At 72.1% G+C, this 14,303-nt stretch carries 11 protein-coding genes; 3 read left to right on the plus strand and 8 right to left on the minus strand.

Annotated features, from left to right (window positions below; translation table 11 throughout):
• Positions 1 to 326: 326 nt before the first annotated feature.
• The 3 genes from tmk to ACFYYN_RS34275 form a co-directional block, all read right to left on the minus strand.
• Complete coding sequence (gene tmk / locus ACFYYN_RS34265) at positions 327 to 3,371, minus strand: dTMP kinase (RefSeq protein ID WP_500548818.1); 3,045 nt, start codon at positions 3,369 to 3,371, stop codon at positions 327 to 329.
• 79 nt (positions 3,372 to 3,450) lie between these two features.
• On the minus strand, positions 3,451 to 6,327 hold the full coding sequence (gene topA, locus ACFYYN_RS34270; RefSeq protein ID WP_500548819.1) for a type I DNA topoisomerase: 2,877 nt from the start codon (positions 6,325 to 6,327) through the stop codon (positions 3,451 to 3,453).
• Between the two features lie 161 nt (positions 6,328 to 6,488).
• The gene (locus ACFYYN_RS34275; RefSeq protein WP_500367684.1) at positions 6,489 to 6,689 is read right to left on the minus strand and encodes a hypothetical protein; all 201 of its coding nucleotides are present in this window, start codon (positions 6,687 to 6,689) and stop codon (positions 6,489 to 6,491) included.
• Positions 6,690 to 6,966: 277 nt separating this feature from the next.
• Between ACFYYN_RS34275 and ACFYYN_RS34280 the strand changes: the two genes are divergently transcribed.
• From ACFYYN_RS34280 to ACFYYN_RS34290, 3 genes are all read left to right on the plus strand, one after another.
• Positions 6,967 to 7,380, plus strand: coding sequence for a TM2 domain-containing protein (locus ACFYYN_RS34280; protein ID WP_500548820.1), 414 nt, complete (start codon positions 6,967 to 6,969; stop codon positions 7,378 to 7,380).
• Between the two features lie 5 nt (positions 7,381 to 7,385).
• On the plus strand, positions 7,386 to 7,796 hold the full coding sequence (locus tag ACFYYN_RS34285) for a DUF2752 domain-containing protein (RefSeq protein WP_499513079.1): 411 nt from the start codon (positions 7,386 to 7,388) through the stop codon (positions 7,794 to 7,796).
• Between the two features lie 155 nt (positions 7,797 to 7,951).
• Positions 7,952 to 8,215 carry a TM2 domain-containing protein gene (locus tag ACFYYN_RS34290; protein WP_499513078.1) on the plus strand — a complete coding sequence of 88 codons (264 nt, stop codon included), beginning with the start codon at positions 7,952 to 7,954 and terminating at the stop codon, positions 8,213 to 8,215.
• A 67-nt stretch (positions 8,216 to 8,282) separates the two neighbouring features.
• Here ACFYYN_RS34290 and ACFYYN_RS34295 read toward each other — a convergent pair whose 3' ends face one another.
• The 5 genes from ACFYYN_RS34295 to bldG all read right to left on the minus strand — a co-directional run bounded on the left by ACFYYN_RS34295 (position 8,283) and on the right by bldG (position 14,251).
• A complete protein-coding gene (locus ACFYYN_RS34295) occupies positions 8,283 to 9,800 on the minus strand; it encodes a DUF7059 domain-containing protein (RefSeq protein ID WP_500548821.1) in 1,518 nt (505 codons plus the stop codon).
• A gap of 56 nt (positions 9,801 to 9,856) precedes the next feature.
• On the minus strand, positions 9,857 to 10,423 hold the full coding sequence (locus tag ACFYYN_RS34300; protein ID WP_500548822.1) for a small secreted protein: 567 nt from the start codon (positions 10,421 to 10,423) through the stop codon (positions 9,857 to 9,859).
• A gap of 173 nt (positions 10,424 to 10,596) precedes the next feature.
• A complete protein-coding gene (locus ACFYYN_RS34305) occupies positions 10,597 to 13,020 on the minus strand; it encodes a sodium-translocating pyrophosphatase (protein WP_500548823.1) in 2,424 nt (807 codons plus the stop codon).
• Positions 13,021 to 13,330: 310 nt separating this feature from the next.
• A complete protein-coding gene (locus tag ACFYYN_RS34310) occupies positions 13,331 to 13,825 on the minus strand; it encodes an ATP-binding protein (RefSeq protein WP_499513074.1) in 495 nt (164 codons plus the stop codon).
• Positions 13,826 to 13,909: 84 nt separating this feature from the next.
• On the minus strand, positions 13,910 to 14,251 hold the full coding sequence (bldG, locus tag ACFYYN_RS34315; protein ID WP_018562186.1) for an anti-sigma factor antagonist BldG: 342 nt from the start codon (positions 14,249 to 14,251) through the stop codon (positions 13,910 to 13,912).
• Positions 14,252 to 14,303: the final 52 nt, after the last annotated feature.

Here is a 14,303-nt window from a genome sequence, read left to right on the forward strand (position 1 = left end):
TCGCGGTACGGCCCGTCGTGCGTGTGCGGGTGCGTTGCGCCTGCGGCGGGCATCCCCCACCCTCCCGCCCGATTGCCCGGCGCGGTCAGTGACCGCCTCGCTGCGTACGTATGGGGTCGGTGCCGCGCCGGGGTCCCCCCGGCCGAAGGCTGGGGGAGTGCGCCGGCGCGGCCCCGACCCCACGCCAACGATGCGCTGGCCCGCACTGACCGCGCCGGGCAATCGGGCGGGAGGCGGGGAAACCGCCCGCCGCAGGCGCAACGCACCCGCACACAAACACCCGGCCGTAAGGGGCACCGCATGCGGAACGGTGCCCCCCGGAGGGCTTAGTTCCGGTCGTCGTCCTCGTCGCGCGGGCCGAGGAGCTCGTCCGCGAGGGAGGGGAGGTCGTCGAGGGGGGTCTCCTCGGCCCATGAGGGGCGGGGGCGGGGGCGGCGCCCCTCCGCGGGGACGGACGGCATCTCGCGCGTGCGCTCGTTCTCCGGGTCACGCGGCGCCGCAGCCGGCTCCTCGGGCCGGAAGATGCCGGGCGGCACACGGTCGGCGGAGGGGACGGGCGGCAGGACGGCCGTGTCGTCCGCGGCGCCGGGGGTGACCGGGGGCAGAACGGCCGTCTCCTCCGCGTCGGTGGGCTCGGGGGGCGCGGCGGGCCGCGGCGGCCGCGGCGTCTCGGCGGTCTTCGTGAAGTCCGGGAAGGCCGGCTTGACCGGCGGCAGGACCGCCGTCGCGTCGTCGACCGGCACCGCGCGCAGCACGGCGGTCTCCGCGTCCCCGGCCGCCCCGGCCGAGGGGGCCGGCGGCCGCGGGGTCTCCACGGTCTTCGTCGTGTCCTCCGCCTCGACGCGGGCCTGCTCGGCCCGCATCAGGGCCTCCTCGGCCTTGCGCTGGCGCTCCAGGCGGCGTTCCTCGGCCTCGGCGCGGAGACGGGCCTCCTCCTCGGCCTGGCGGCGCAGGCGTTCCTGCTCCTCGCGGCGGACGCGCTCCTCGGCCTCGCGGCGGGCGCGCTCCTCCTCCGCCTGCCTGCGGGCCTCCTCGGCCTGGCGGCGGGCCTCCTCCGCGGCGGCCTCCTCGGCCTCGAGGCGGGCGGCCTCCTCCGCCCGGCGGCGGCGTTCCTCCTCCTCCGCGCGCAGCTTCTCCAGCTGGGCCTGGCGCTCGCGTTCGAGCCGCTCCTCCTCGGCCTTGCGGGCGGCCTCCTCCTCGGCGCGCCTGCGGGCGTCCTCCTCGGCCTGGCGGCGGGCCTCCTCGCGGGCCTCGACCTCCTTCTCCGACAGGGGGAGGATCTCGTCGAGACGGTGCCGTATCACCGTCGTGACGGCCTCCGGCTCCTGGGCCGCGTCGACGACCAGGTAGCGCGCGGGGTCGGCCGCGGCGAGCGTGAGGAAGCCGGAGCGCACGCGGTCGTGGAACTCCGCGGGCTCGGACTCGAGCCGGTCGGGCGCCTCGGTGAAGCGTTCGCGGGCCGCCTCGGGGGTGACGTCGAGCAGGACGGTCAGGTGCGGGACGAGACCGTCCGTCGCCCAGCGCGAGATGCGGGCGATCTCGGTCGGCGCGAGGTCGCGCCCGGCGCCCTGGTAGGCGACGGAGGAGTCGATGTAGCGGTCGGAGATGACGACCGCGCCGCGCTCCAGCGCGGGGCGTACGACGGTGTCGACGTGCTCGGCGCGGTCGGCGGCGTACAGCAGGGCCTCGGCGCGGTGGGAGAGCCCGCCGCTGGAGACGTCGAGCAGGATCGAGCGGAGCCGCTTGCCGACCGCCGTGGCGCCCGGCTCGCGGGTGACGACGACCTCGTGGCCCTTGCCGCGGATCCACTCGGCGAGGGCCTCGACCTGGGTGGACTTGCCGGCCCCGTCGCCGCCCTCGACGGCGATGAAGAAGCCGGTGGGGGCGGGCGCCTGCTCGGGGTCGCCGCCGCGCAGCGCCTCGCGCAGGTCGCGGCGCAGGGGGACGCCCTGGCGGTCGTCGGTCTTGCCGAGGACGAGCGCGGCGACGGGCAGCAGCAGGGCGCCGATCAGCATGAGGGCGTAGGCGGCGCCGCCGTGGTCGAAGGTGAAGTGCCCGTTGACGACGCGGTGCGGGCCGATGCCCCCGGCCAGCAGGGGGGCGCCGACGGCGCCGACCGCCATGAGCAGGCGCGCGACCGCGTGCAGGTGGTCGGTGGCGCGGGCCCGGCGGGACTCCTCGGTCTCCTGGTCGATGAGGACGTGCCCGGTGTTGGCGGTGATCCCGGCCGCGGTGCCGGCGAGCAGCGCCAGCAGCAGCACCGTCGTCGGGTCGGGCACGATGCCGGTCAGCAGCAGGGCCAGACCTGTGACGGCGATGGCGATGGCGAGCAGGCGGCGCCTGGACAGTCCCGGGAAGGTGTGCGGGGCGATCCGGATGCCGAGCACGGGGCCCGCGGTGAGCGCCAGCACCAGGAGTCCGTAGCCGACCGGGCCCCCGCCGAGGTCGGCGGCGTGCAGCACGGCCAGCGCCACGGCGGCGGCGATGGCACCGGCGACGGTGGTGGTGCCGAGCACGAGCAGCGGTACGGCGCCGGTGCGCCCGCGGTCGTTGCTGCGCAGGCCCTGCAGCGGGGAGCGGAGCGGGGTCGCCTGGTCGCCCGGCAGCTCCAGCAGGTACAGGACGGCGCCGGAGGCGGCGAACAGCCCGGCGGCGACGTAGGAGGCGAGCGCGGCCTGGTGCAGGCCGAACCAGTCGACGCCGAGGCCGATCAGGTTGCCGACGAGCGTGACGACGACGAGGCCCGCGGCGGCGATCGGGAAGGCGACGAAGCCGGTGCGCTGGTCGAGGCGGCGCAGCGCGTCGAGGCGGTCGGGCAGCGGACGTACCGTTCCTGCGCCGGGCGCGGGCGCGGGCAGCAGCCCGGGGGCGGCGCCGTCCTTGGCGACGGTCCACAGCCGCTCGGCCACCCCGGTGACGAAGACGGTGACCAGCAGCCAGGCGACGGCGTCGGCCGGTACCCAGTCGATCCACAGCGGGGCGACGATCAGCAGCGCGAGGCGTACGACGTCGGAGCCGATCATCGTCCACCGGCGGTCCAGCACGCCGCCGGGCCCGGTGAGGGAGCCCAGCGGGCCGAGCAGTACGGCGCCGAAGAGCAGGGCGGCGAGGACCCGCGCCCCGAAGACGGCCGCGACCGCGAAGGCCGCGCCGCGGTATCCGCCGCCGAAGGCCTGGGCGCCGACGGCGGCCTGCGCCGTCAGGACGACCAGGACCAGCAGGGCGAGCCGGTCGCCGACGGTGCCGGTCAGCTGAGCGCCCCACAGCTTGCGCAGGGGAGGGATCTTCAGCAGGGCACCCACGGCGCGTTGCCGCGAGTCGGCCTCGAGTTCGTCGGCGAACGTGTCCGTTGGCTGCTCGGATCGCGTCATTCCGCCAGCCTATCGGGACACGGTGCCGTCCCGGAGGGCGCCTGCCGGGACCGCACCCGCCGTGCGGCCCCCGCGGGGACTACTCGGCGGGCTCGGCGGCCGCGGAGGCGGTCTTCTTCGCCGTGGTCGTGGCCTTGGCGGCGGTCTTCTTGGCGGTCGTCTTGGCCGCCGCGGTCTTCTTCGCCGCGGTGGTCTTGGCGGCCGTCTTCTTCGCCGCCGTCTTGGTCGCGGTCGCCTTCTTCGCCGGGGCCTTCTTGGCCGCCGTCTTCTTCACCGTCTTCTTGGCGGGGGCCTTGGCCCGCTTCTCCGCGAGCAGCTCGTAGCCGCGCTCGGGCGTGATCGTCTCGACGTCGTCGTCACGGCGCAGTGTGGCGTTGGTCTCGCCGTCGGTGACGTACGGGCCGAAGCGGCCGTCCTTGACGACGACGGGGCGCTCGCTGACCGGGTCGGTGCCCAGTTCCTTCAGCGGGGGCTTGGCCGCGGCGCGGCCGCGCACCTTCGGCTGGGCGTAGATCGCCAGGGCCTGGTCGAGGGTGATCGTGAAGAGCTGGTCCTCGGTCTCCAGGGAGCGCGAGTCGGTGCCCTTCTTCAGGTACGGGCCGTAGCGGCCGTTCTGCGCGGTGATCTCGACGCCCTCGGCGTCGGCGCCGACGACGCGCGGCAGCGACATCAGCTTGAGCGCGTCCTCCAGCGTCACCGTGTCGAGGGACATCGTCTTGAAGAGGGAGGCGGTGCGCGGCTTGACCGCGTTCTTGCCGGTCTTCGGGGTGCCCTCGGGGAGGATCTCGGTGACGTACGGGCCGTAGCGGCCGTCCTTGGCCACGATCTGGCGGCCGGTCTCCGGGTCGGCGCCCAGCTCGAAGTCGCCGCTGGGCTTGGCCAGCAGCTCCTCGGCGAGCTCGACGGTCAGCTCGTCCGGCGGCATGTCGTCGGGTACGTCGGCACGCTGCCCGGTCTCGCCCTCGGTCTCGGCGGCCTTCTCCACGTACGGGCCGTAGCGGCCGACGCGCAGCACGATGCCGTTGCCCACGGGGAACGAGGAGACCTCGCGGGCGTCGATGGCGCCGAGGTCCTCGACGAGTTCCTTCAGGCCGCCGAGGTGGTCGCCGTCGCCGTTGCCCGCGTCCGCGGCACCGCCGACGGGGGTGTCGCCCTCGCCGAAGTAGAAGCGGCGCAGCCACGGCACCGCCTGTGCCTCGCCGCGGGCGATGCGGTCGAGGTCGTCCTCCATCCGCGCGGTGAAGTCGTAGTCGACGAGCCGGCCGAAGTGCTTCTCCAGCAGGCCGACGACGGCGAAGGAGAGGAAGGACGGCACCAGGGCCGTGCCCTTCTTGAAGACGTAGCCGCGGTCGAGGATGGTGCCGATGATCGAGGCGTACGTCGACGGACGTCCGATCTCGCGCTCTTCCAGCTCCTTGACCAGCGAGGCCTCGGTGTAGCGGGCGGGCGGCTTGGTGGCGTGGCCGTCGGCGGTGACGTCCCGCGCGGTGAGGGAGTCGCCCTCGGTGACGGCGGGCAGCCGGCGCTCGCTGCTGTCGAGCTCGGCGTTGGGGTCGTCGGCGCCCTCGACGTAGGCCTTCATGAAGCCGTGGAAGGTGATGATCTTGCCGGAGGCGGAGAACTCGGCGTCCCGGCCGTCGGCGGCGCGACCGCCGACCTTGACGGTGACGGACTGGCCGACCGCGTCCTTCATCTGGGAGGCGACGGTGCGCATCCAGATCAGCTCGTACAGGCGGTACTGGTCGCCGGTCAGGCCGGTTTCGGCCGGGGTGCGGAAACGATCACCCGAGGGGCGGATCGCCTCGTGCGCCTCCTGGGCGTTCTTGACCTTGCCCGCGTAGACGCGGGGCTTGTCCGGCAGGTAGTCGGCGCCGTAGAGCTGGGTGACCTGGGCCCGGGCGGCGGTGATCGCGGTCTCCGACAGCGTGGTGGAGTCCGTACGCATGTAGGTGATGAAGCCGTTCTCGTACAGCTTCTGGGCGACCTGCATGGTGGCCTTGGCGCCGAAGCCGAGCTTGCGGCTGGCCTCCTGCTGCAGGGTCGTGGTGCGGAAGGGCGCATACGGCGAGCGGCGGTACGGCTTGGACTCGACCGAGCGGACGGAGAAGGCGGCGCCCTCCAGGGCGGCGGCGAGCGCGCGGGCGGCGGCCTCGTCCAGGTGGAGGACGTTGGCACCGTCCCTGAGCTGCCCGTTCGCGCCGAAGTCACGACCCTGCGCGACGCGCTTGCCGTCGACGGCGCTGAGCTTGGCGCCGAAGGTGCCCGGGTCGGTGGCGTCACCAGCCCGGCCGGTGGCGAAGGTCCCGGACAGGTCCCAGTACTCGGCGGAGCGGAAGGCGATGCGCTCACGCTCGCGCTGGACGACGAGCCGGGTGGCGACGGACTGGACACGGCCGGCCGACAGGCGCGGCATGACCTTCTTCCACAGGACCGGCGAGACCTCGTAGCCGTAGAGGCGGTCGAGGATGCGGCGGGTCTCCTGGGCGTCGACGAGGGGCTGGTTCAGCTCGCGCGGGTTGCGGACGGCTTCCTGGATGGCGTCCTTGGTGATCTCGTGGAAGACCATCCGGCGGACCGGGACCTTGGGCTTGAGGACCTCCTGCAGGTGCCAGGCGATGGCCTCGCCCTCGCGGTCCTCATCGGTGGCGAGCAGGAGCTCGTCGGACTCCTTGAGCAGGTCCTTCAGCTTCTTGACCTGGGCCTTCTTGTCCGCATTGACGACGTAGATCGGCTGGAACTCGCTGTCGACGTTGACGCCGAGCCGCGCCCACGGCTGGCCCTTGTACTCCGCCGGCACTTCGGCGGCCCCGTTCGGGAGGTCGCGGATGTGCCCGACGCTGGCCTCGACGACATAGCCGGGGCCGAGGTAGCCCTTGATCGTCTTCGCCTTGGCAGGCGACTCGACGATCACGAGTCGGCGGCCGCTGCCCTGTGCGGTCTCGCGGGTCGGGGACAACTTCGCTCTTCTCTCCGGGTCGAAGGTGGTCTCGCTGCGGAGTGTGACCGTACATCCCGGTCCCGTGTCAAACGGGAAAAGTCCGCAACGCCACTCGAACGGTAACCCGACAAGCGTCCTGTCTGCCGCACGGACTGCCGTCCATGTCCGATTTGCCCAGCTCAGAGGATCAGGAACAGCCAGACCCCGACAAGAAGCGAAACAACCCCGAAGAAACCTGCCACTGCGGCGGACGCCGGGCCCCCTCCCTGGACCACCGGCAGGTGCCGCAGCGACCGGGTGACGGTCCAGGCCAGGAGGGCTGCCCCGAATACCGCGAACACCGTCCCGGCGAAGATCCCTGGCGCGGTTTCCATGTACATGTCCCCCAGGTCCCTCTCGTGCCCCACGACCGACGCCCCCCGCAGCCACGGAGAGTGGCACGCCGGGGCGACGACCGGAAGAACCCACGGTGAACTCCGCCCGAAACGGCGTGGCCGGATCCTTTCGCTCCCGCCCGGTTCCACCGGGCCCGGCCGTGGCCCCTCCCCGCTCACCGTCCCCCCTTTCCCCCATGCCGCCCTCCTCGCCTCTGACCGCCTTGACTTGCCTGACAAGATGTCCGGATACACCGAACGTTCTCTCAGGGGGAGTCCCGCGATGTCCGACCCGAACAGCCCGTACGGCCAGCCCGCGCCGGACGGTTACGGCTACCCGCAGCAGCCCCCGCCCGGCCCCGGCGGCTACGGCCAGCAGCCCGGCTACGGCTACCCGCAGCAGGGTTACCCCCAGCAGGGATACCCGCAGGGCGCCTACACCGGCGACCCCAACGCCCCGTACGGCTACGACATGTACGGCCGCCCGCTGTCGGACAAGTCCAAGGTCGTGGCCGGCGTGCTGCAGCTGCTGGTGGGCGGCCTGGGCATCGGGCGCTTCTACGTGGGCGACATCGGCATCGGCATCGCGCAGCTCCTCACCTGCGGCGGCTTCGGCATCTGGGCGCTGATCGACGGCATCCTCTTCCTGACGAGCAACGACCGCACCGACTCCCAGGGCCGGATCCTGCGCAGCTGAGGACGATGACCTCCGTGACCTGGAACCGCCTCAGGGCCGTGGCCGGACGACCGGCCACGGCCCCCGTGGCGTCGCTCGTCGCGGGCGCGGCGGGCGCCGCCTACCTGTGGGGCACCGACCCGCACCAGGAGGGGCACTGGCTGCCCCGATGCCCCTTCAACTTCCTGACGGGGCTGCTCTGTCCCGCCTGCGGCGCGACCCGCATGGTCTACGACCTAATGCACGGCGACCTGTCGGCCGCCTTCCACGACAACGCGCTGCTGCTCCTGGCGAGCCCCTTTCCCCTTTATCTGTACGCGCGGTGGGTGACGGAGGGGCTGCGCGGCCGTTCCTACCGCCCCACGCTCGGACGACGTGCGCAGATGGCGGTCCTGGGGATCGCCGTGGCCTGGGCCGTCGTACGCAACGCGGTTTGACAACGCGGTGATCACAGTTCCGTGACGGCTGTTCATCATCGGGACGGATGTCAATCATCTGATGTAAATATGTGGCCATCCGAGGCGGGGGGCCGGATCCTGAAGAAACGTGCGCTCCTGCCTGTTCGTCCCCATTCGCGCAAGGAGCGACCTTCATGGCCACGCCCACCACTGACGCCCCGCACGGCTACGACGCGGCCGGCCGTCCGCTGTCCGACAAGTCGAAGATCACCGCTGGTCTTCTGCAGCTCTTCCTGGGCGGTCTGGGCATCGGGCGCTTCTACACCGGCCACACCGGCATGGCCATCGCCCAGCTCCTGACCTGCGGTGGCCTCGGCTTCTGGGCCCTGATCGACGCGATCCTCTTCTTCACCAGCAAGGACCGCACGGACTCCAAGGGCCGCGTCCTGCAGGGCTGATCCCCGCGACGCACCCCGACGGCCCGCCTCCGCTCTCCGCTGCGGAGGCGGGCCGCCGCGTTCCCGCTCACACCGGCTCGATGAAGCCCTGTTCCACCAGCAGCCGGATCGCCTCCGGCGTACGGTCCCGCAGCACCACCGGGTCCTCGCCCAGCAACTGGGCGATGGCGTCCAGGATCCGACCGGCCGTCAGCGTCCCGTCGCAGACGCCCGCGAAGCCCGCGCCGACCGTGTCCACCCTCGTCGCGCGCCGCATGCCGCGGTTCGCCCGCAGGACGACGTGCTCCGGGTCCTCGGCGCCTGGCAGGCCCACCTGCTCCTGCACCACCTCGTCCGCCAGCCTGAAGCGCTCGTCGAGCAGCGCCGCGTCGTCGTGGGCCCGCAGGAAGTCCTGGCGGCCGAACCAGGCCGCGATGTGCGGCCCGAGCGGCTGCTCGACCGGGTGCGGCCACTCCTCGGCGGTGACGACGGGACGGTCGGAGCCGCTCCTGCGCACGGTGATCCAGCCGAAGCCCACGGCCTTGGTCTTGCGCTGCTCGAAGGCGTCCAGCCACGCGTCGTAGCGGGCGGCGTACGCCTCGGGCCCGGCCAGGTGGTCACCGCCGTCGCGCAGCCACAGCTCCGCGTACTGCGTGACGTCCTGCACCTCGCGCTGCACGATCCACGCGTCGCAGCCGGCGGGCACCCAGGCGCTGACGCGGTCGCGCCAGTCCTCGCCCTCGGTGTGCTCCCAGTTGGCGAGCAGTTGCAGGTGCCCGCCCTCGGTGAGGTGGTCGGCGGCCTGCCGGACGACGGTCCGGCACAGGTCGTCGCCGGCCATGCCGCCGTCGCGGTAGGTGAAGCGGCTGCCCGGGGAGATGACGAACGGCGGGTTGGACACGATCAGGTCGTAGCGCTCGTCGCCGACCGGCTCGAAGAGGCTGCCCTGCCGGACGTCCGGCTCGGGCGCGCCCGACAGGGCGAGGGTGAGCCGCGTGAAGTGCAGGGCGCGGGGGTTGAGGTCGGTCGCGGTGACCCGGGTGGCGTGCCGGGAGGCGTGCAGCGCCTGGACGCCGGAGCCACTGCCGAGGTCCAGCGCCCGGGCCACGGGCGTGCGGACGGTGATCCCGGCGAGCGTGGTCGACGCACCGCCGACGCCGAGCACCAGGTCCGCGCGGTCCACGCCGGGCGTCGTGCGGATGCCGTTGGCACCGCCCACCGCGCAACCGAGGTCGGAGACGATGTACCAGTCCTCGCCGCCGTCGCCCCCGTAGGGGCGGACGTCCACGGTGGCGCGCACCTCGTCGCCGTCCCGGACGAGCCAGCCGTCCTCGAGGGCCGCGTCGAGGGGCAGCACGTCGCGCAGCCGGGCGTACGGGACCGGCTGCTGCAGCAGGAAGAGCCGCACCAGGCTCTCCAGCGGGCTGCCGCCGCGGGTGGCGCGCAGGGCGGGTACGGTCTCCGCCCGCGAGAGCGCGGCGTAGGCGGTCGCCCCGAGCAGGTCGAGGCAGCCGTCGGCCGTGAAGGCCGCGGCGCGCAGCGCGTCGCGGAGGCGGTCGGCGCGGTCGGGGGCGGGCAGGGGCTGCGGGGGCGGCTGCGTACTCACGCTGCCATTGTCACCCGCGACGTGGCGCCCGGCGGGCCCCACCCGCCCTCGGACGGTCAGGACTTCGAGGGCTTCGCGCCGGAGTCCTGGCAGCCGGGCTGCTTCGCCATGGCCCGGCCGACCTCGCCCTGGCGCAGCGTGTCGAGCGCCTGCTCGCCGCTCTTGCTGACCTTGGCCAGGTTGTCGGAGACGCCCTTCAGCCCGTCGGCGAACTTCGCCTGGTCGGAGACGGGCAGCGCGTCGACCTGCTTGCGCAGGTTCGCGTAGGCGGTGGACAGCGAGTTGAGGTCGTTGACCGCGTCCTGCTTGAGCTTGGTGCCGTCGTCGACCGGCGGGTCGCCGGCCTTGCCGACGATCCCGGCGAGCGCCTTGTAGGCCTCCGAGATCTGCCCGAACGCCGTGGAGTCGGCACTCCGGACGTCCTGCGGCTTGGCGTTGCTCGGGGTGTTGCTGATGTGGGTGTTCGCGTCGTTGATCTTCTTGACCTGGACGGACGCCTGGTCACAGACCGTCTTCGCCCAGGCGTCGAGCTTTTCGTTACCGCCGTCGCCGCATCCCGACAGCGACCCCGTCGCGAGGATCACAGCCGTGACGGACAGCGCAGCCGCGAGTTTGGTGTTCACGGCCCCGGAACCTACACGGCTCCTGTCCGCGGGCCACATCGCTTCCACTCGATGCGCCCACTATTGCCCCTTATGAACCAAGAAGAGGGTGATGCATCTGACGTGCCCGCAGGCGGCGGGCGCCACCCCGGAGGATGACGCCCGCCGCCGTACCGAGATGAGCTCTCACTACGTCAGACCGTGGCCGTCGCATTCGGGTCGGCTGATCGCTTCGTGGTCTCGGTGTCGTCGTGGCCGGTGTCGGCGCCCTCGTCGTCCCCGACCGCGATGCCGCGACGCTTGGAGATGTAGACGGCACCCACGATGACCACCAGGGACACCGCGGCGACGCCGATCCGCACGCCGAGGTTGGCCTCGTCGCCGTACGAGAACTGGACCACCGCCGGGGCGACCAGCAGCGCCACCAGGTTCATGACCTTCAGCAGCGGGTTGATGGCCGGGCCCGCGGTGTCCTTGAACGGGTCGCCCACGGTGTCGCCGATGACGGTCGCGGCGTGGGCCTCGCTGCCCTTGCCGCCGTAATGGCCGTCCTCGACGAGCTTCTTGGCGTTGTCCCAGGCACCACCGGAGTTGGCGAGGAAGACCGCCATGAGCGTGCCCGCCCCGATGGCTCCGGCGAGGTAGGAGCCCAGCGCTCCGATGCCGAGGGAGAAGCCGACGGCGATGGGGGCGAGCACGGCGAGCAGACCGGGGGTGGCCAGCTCGCGCAGCGCGTCCTTGGTGCAGATGTCCACGACGCGCCCGTACTCGGGCTTCTCGGTGTAGTCCATGATCCCGGGGTGCTCGCGGAACTGCCGGCGCACCTCGAAGACCACCGCACCCGCCGACCGGGAGACGGCGTTGATGGCCAGTCCGGAGAAGAGGAAGACGACGGCCGCGCCGAGCAGCAGGCCGAACAGGTTGTTCGGCTGGGAGATGTCCAGGTCCAGCCACCTGAGGTCGGCGGCGGAGATGTTCGCCTCCCGCACCGCGGTGTCGACGGCCTCCTTGAAGGACCCGAACAGCGCGGTCGCCGCGAGCACGGCGGTCGCGATGGCGATGCCCTTGGTGATCGCCTTGGTGGTGTTGCCGACCGCGTCGAGGTCGGTGAGCACCTGGGCGCCCTCGCCGTGGACGTCGCCGGACATCTCGGCGATGCCCTGGGCGTTGTCGGAGACCGGGCCGAAGGTGTCCATGGCCACGATCACGCCGACGGTGGTGAGCAGACCGGTGCCGGCCAGCGCCACGGCGAACAGGGCGAGCCAGATCGAGGCACCGCCCAGCAGGAAGGCGCCGTACACCGAGAGGCCGATGAGGACGGCCGAGTACACCGCGGACTCCAGGCCGACGGAGATGCCGGACAGGACGACGGTGGCGGGCCCGGTCAGCGACGTCTTGCCGATGTCCCGCACCGGGCGCCGGCTGGTCTCGGTGAAGTAGCCGGTGAGCTGCTGGATGAGCGCCGCCAGCACGATGCCGATGGCGACCGCGACCAGCGCGAGGATGCGCGGGTCACCGCCGTGCGAGGCGATGTCGCCGGGCACGTTGGCCAGCTCCGCGTACGTCGAGGGCAGGTACGCGAACGCCGCGACGGCCACCATCGCCAGCGAGATCACCGCGGAGATGAAGAAGCCGCGGTTGATGGCGGTCATGCCGCTGCGGTCCTTGCGGCGAGGGGCCACCGCGAAGATGCCGACCATGGCGGTGAGCACGCCGATCGCCGGGATCAGCAGCGGGAAGGCCAGGCCGGAGTCGCCGAAGGCGACCTTGCCGAGGATGAGCGCGGCCACCAGGGTGACGGCGTACGACTCGAACAGGTCGGCCGCCATGCCGGCGCAGTCGCCGACGTTGTCGCCGACGTTGTCCGCGATGGTGGCGGCGTTGCGCGGGTCGTCCTCCGGGATGCCCTGCTCGACCTTGCCGACCAGGTCGGCACCGACGTCCGCGGCCTTGGTGAAGATGCCGCCGCCGACACGCATGAACATGGCCAGCAGCGCGGCGCCGAAGCCGAAGCCCTCCAGCACCTTGGGCGCGTCGGCCTTGTAGACCAGCACGACGACGGAGGCGCCCAGCAGCCCCAGGCCCACGGTGAACATGCCGACCACGCCGCCGGTGCGGAAGGCGATCTTCATCGCGCGGTGCGAGACGGTCGTCAGGTCCGCCGGGGGTTCACCCGGCGCCGGGGTCGCGGCTCGTGCGGCTGCGGCCACGCGGACGTTGCTGCGCACCGCCAGCCACATGCCGATGTAGCCGGTGACCGCCGAGAAGCCGGCGCCCACCAGGAAGAACACGCTTCGGCCGATGCGCTGCGACGTGGTGTCCGCGGGCAGCAGCATGAGCAGGAAGAACGCGACGACCGCGAAGACTCCCAGAGTGCGGAACTGCCGTGCGAGGTAGGCGTTTGCGCCTTCCTGCACGGCAGCCGCGATCTTCTTCATGCTGTCGGTGCCCTCGTCGGCACTGAGCACTTGACGTACCAGCACCACGGCGAGCACCAGGGCGGCCAGTGCCACCACCACGATGACGAGCACGAGATTGCGGTTGCCGTCGGTCAGTACGGGTGATGCGGCAAGCGGTTGGGCGATGTCCTGCAGGTGAGGGGTAAGTGGCCCCGCCATTCGTCCTCCTTGACGTTTGGCACGTGGGCGCGCGGCTCCGGCGACATAGCAGCCACGACGCTCAGGCTTGTGAGCTGAGCAAAGATGGACGGATTGTAGGGAGCCGAACTAGATCAAAACAGGGCGCAGGAAACGAAATTCGCCGCCGCCGGGGATATAGCAAAGGAGATCGCCCGCAGATATCACCGGAAAAGGTGAACAGTCACCGTGTAAGTGGATCAACCACCGGGTGAATCCGCGCACGCCGAGCTGACCTGCGGCAGAAGCGCGCAGGCAGCTCGGCAGGAGTGCGTGAAGGGGGGCTGGGCGGCTAGGAGAGCGCGGCCGGGTTCAGCGGCCAGCTCATCCGGATGACATCGCCGTACTCTCCCGAGAAGACCTCGACGTCGTCGACGAGGCCGCTGATGACGGCCAGACCCATCTGGCCCTCGTCCTCCGCTTCGGAGGAGTCGGACGAGGAGGGCGAGCCGTCGGGAAGCGGCTCGGAGTGCTCGGCGGGGCTGTCACCACGCGCCGAGGGCACACTGGCGGCGTCGGCGGGGCGTTCGTCCGCCTCGGGGGACTTCTCGCCGACCTCGATGGAGAACTTCTTCTCCTCCTCGGTCAGCACCACCCGCACCGGACGGTCCGCACCACTGCTGCGGTACAGCCCGACGGCCCGGCTGCACGCCTCACCGACGGCGAGCCGGACCTCGTCGAGGACGGCCTCGTCCACCCCTGCCCTGCGGGCTACCGCAGCCGCCACCAGTCGTGCGGTGCGGACGTGCTCCGGCAGTGCGCTGAAGAGCAGTTCTACGGTGGGCATGGCCTCCCCCTCGTGCCTGTGGGCGGGCAACACAGGGGCCCGGGCGTCGGCGTCGCCCGGAGCCCCTCGGTCCGGCGCCGAACGTCAGTCGGTCGCCGCGACGGCCTCGTCGACCGAGGTGTGGATGGGGAACACCTTGGTCAGGCCGGTGATACGGAAAATCTTGAGAATGCGCTCCTGGTTGCACACCAGGCGCAGCGAGCCTTCATGCGCGCGAACCCGCTTGAGCCCGCCGACCAGCACGCCCAGCCCCGTCGAGTCCAGGAAGTCCACGCCTTCCATGTCCACGACCAGGTGGTAGCTACCGTCGTTCACGAGTTCCACCAGCTGCTCGCGCAGCTTGGGTGCGGTGTACACATCAATCTCGCCGCCGACCTCGACGACCGTACGGTCGCCGACGGTTCGAGTCGACAGGGACAGGTCCACGGATCCTCCAGCACCTTGCATCGAGCGGTCGCCCCCCATGGATCGGCAGCCG

The sequence above is a fragment of the Streptomyces sp. NPDC001902 genome (genome assembly GCF_042891295.1).
Lineage (GTDB): Bacteria > Actinomycetota > Actinomycetes > Streptomycetales > Streptomycetaceae > Actinacidiphila.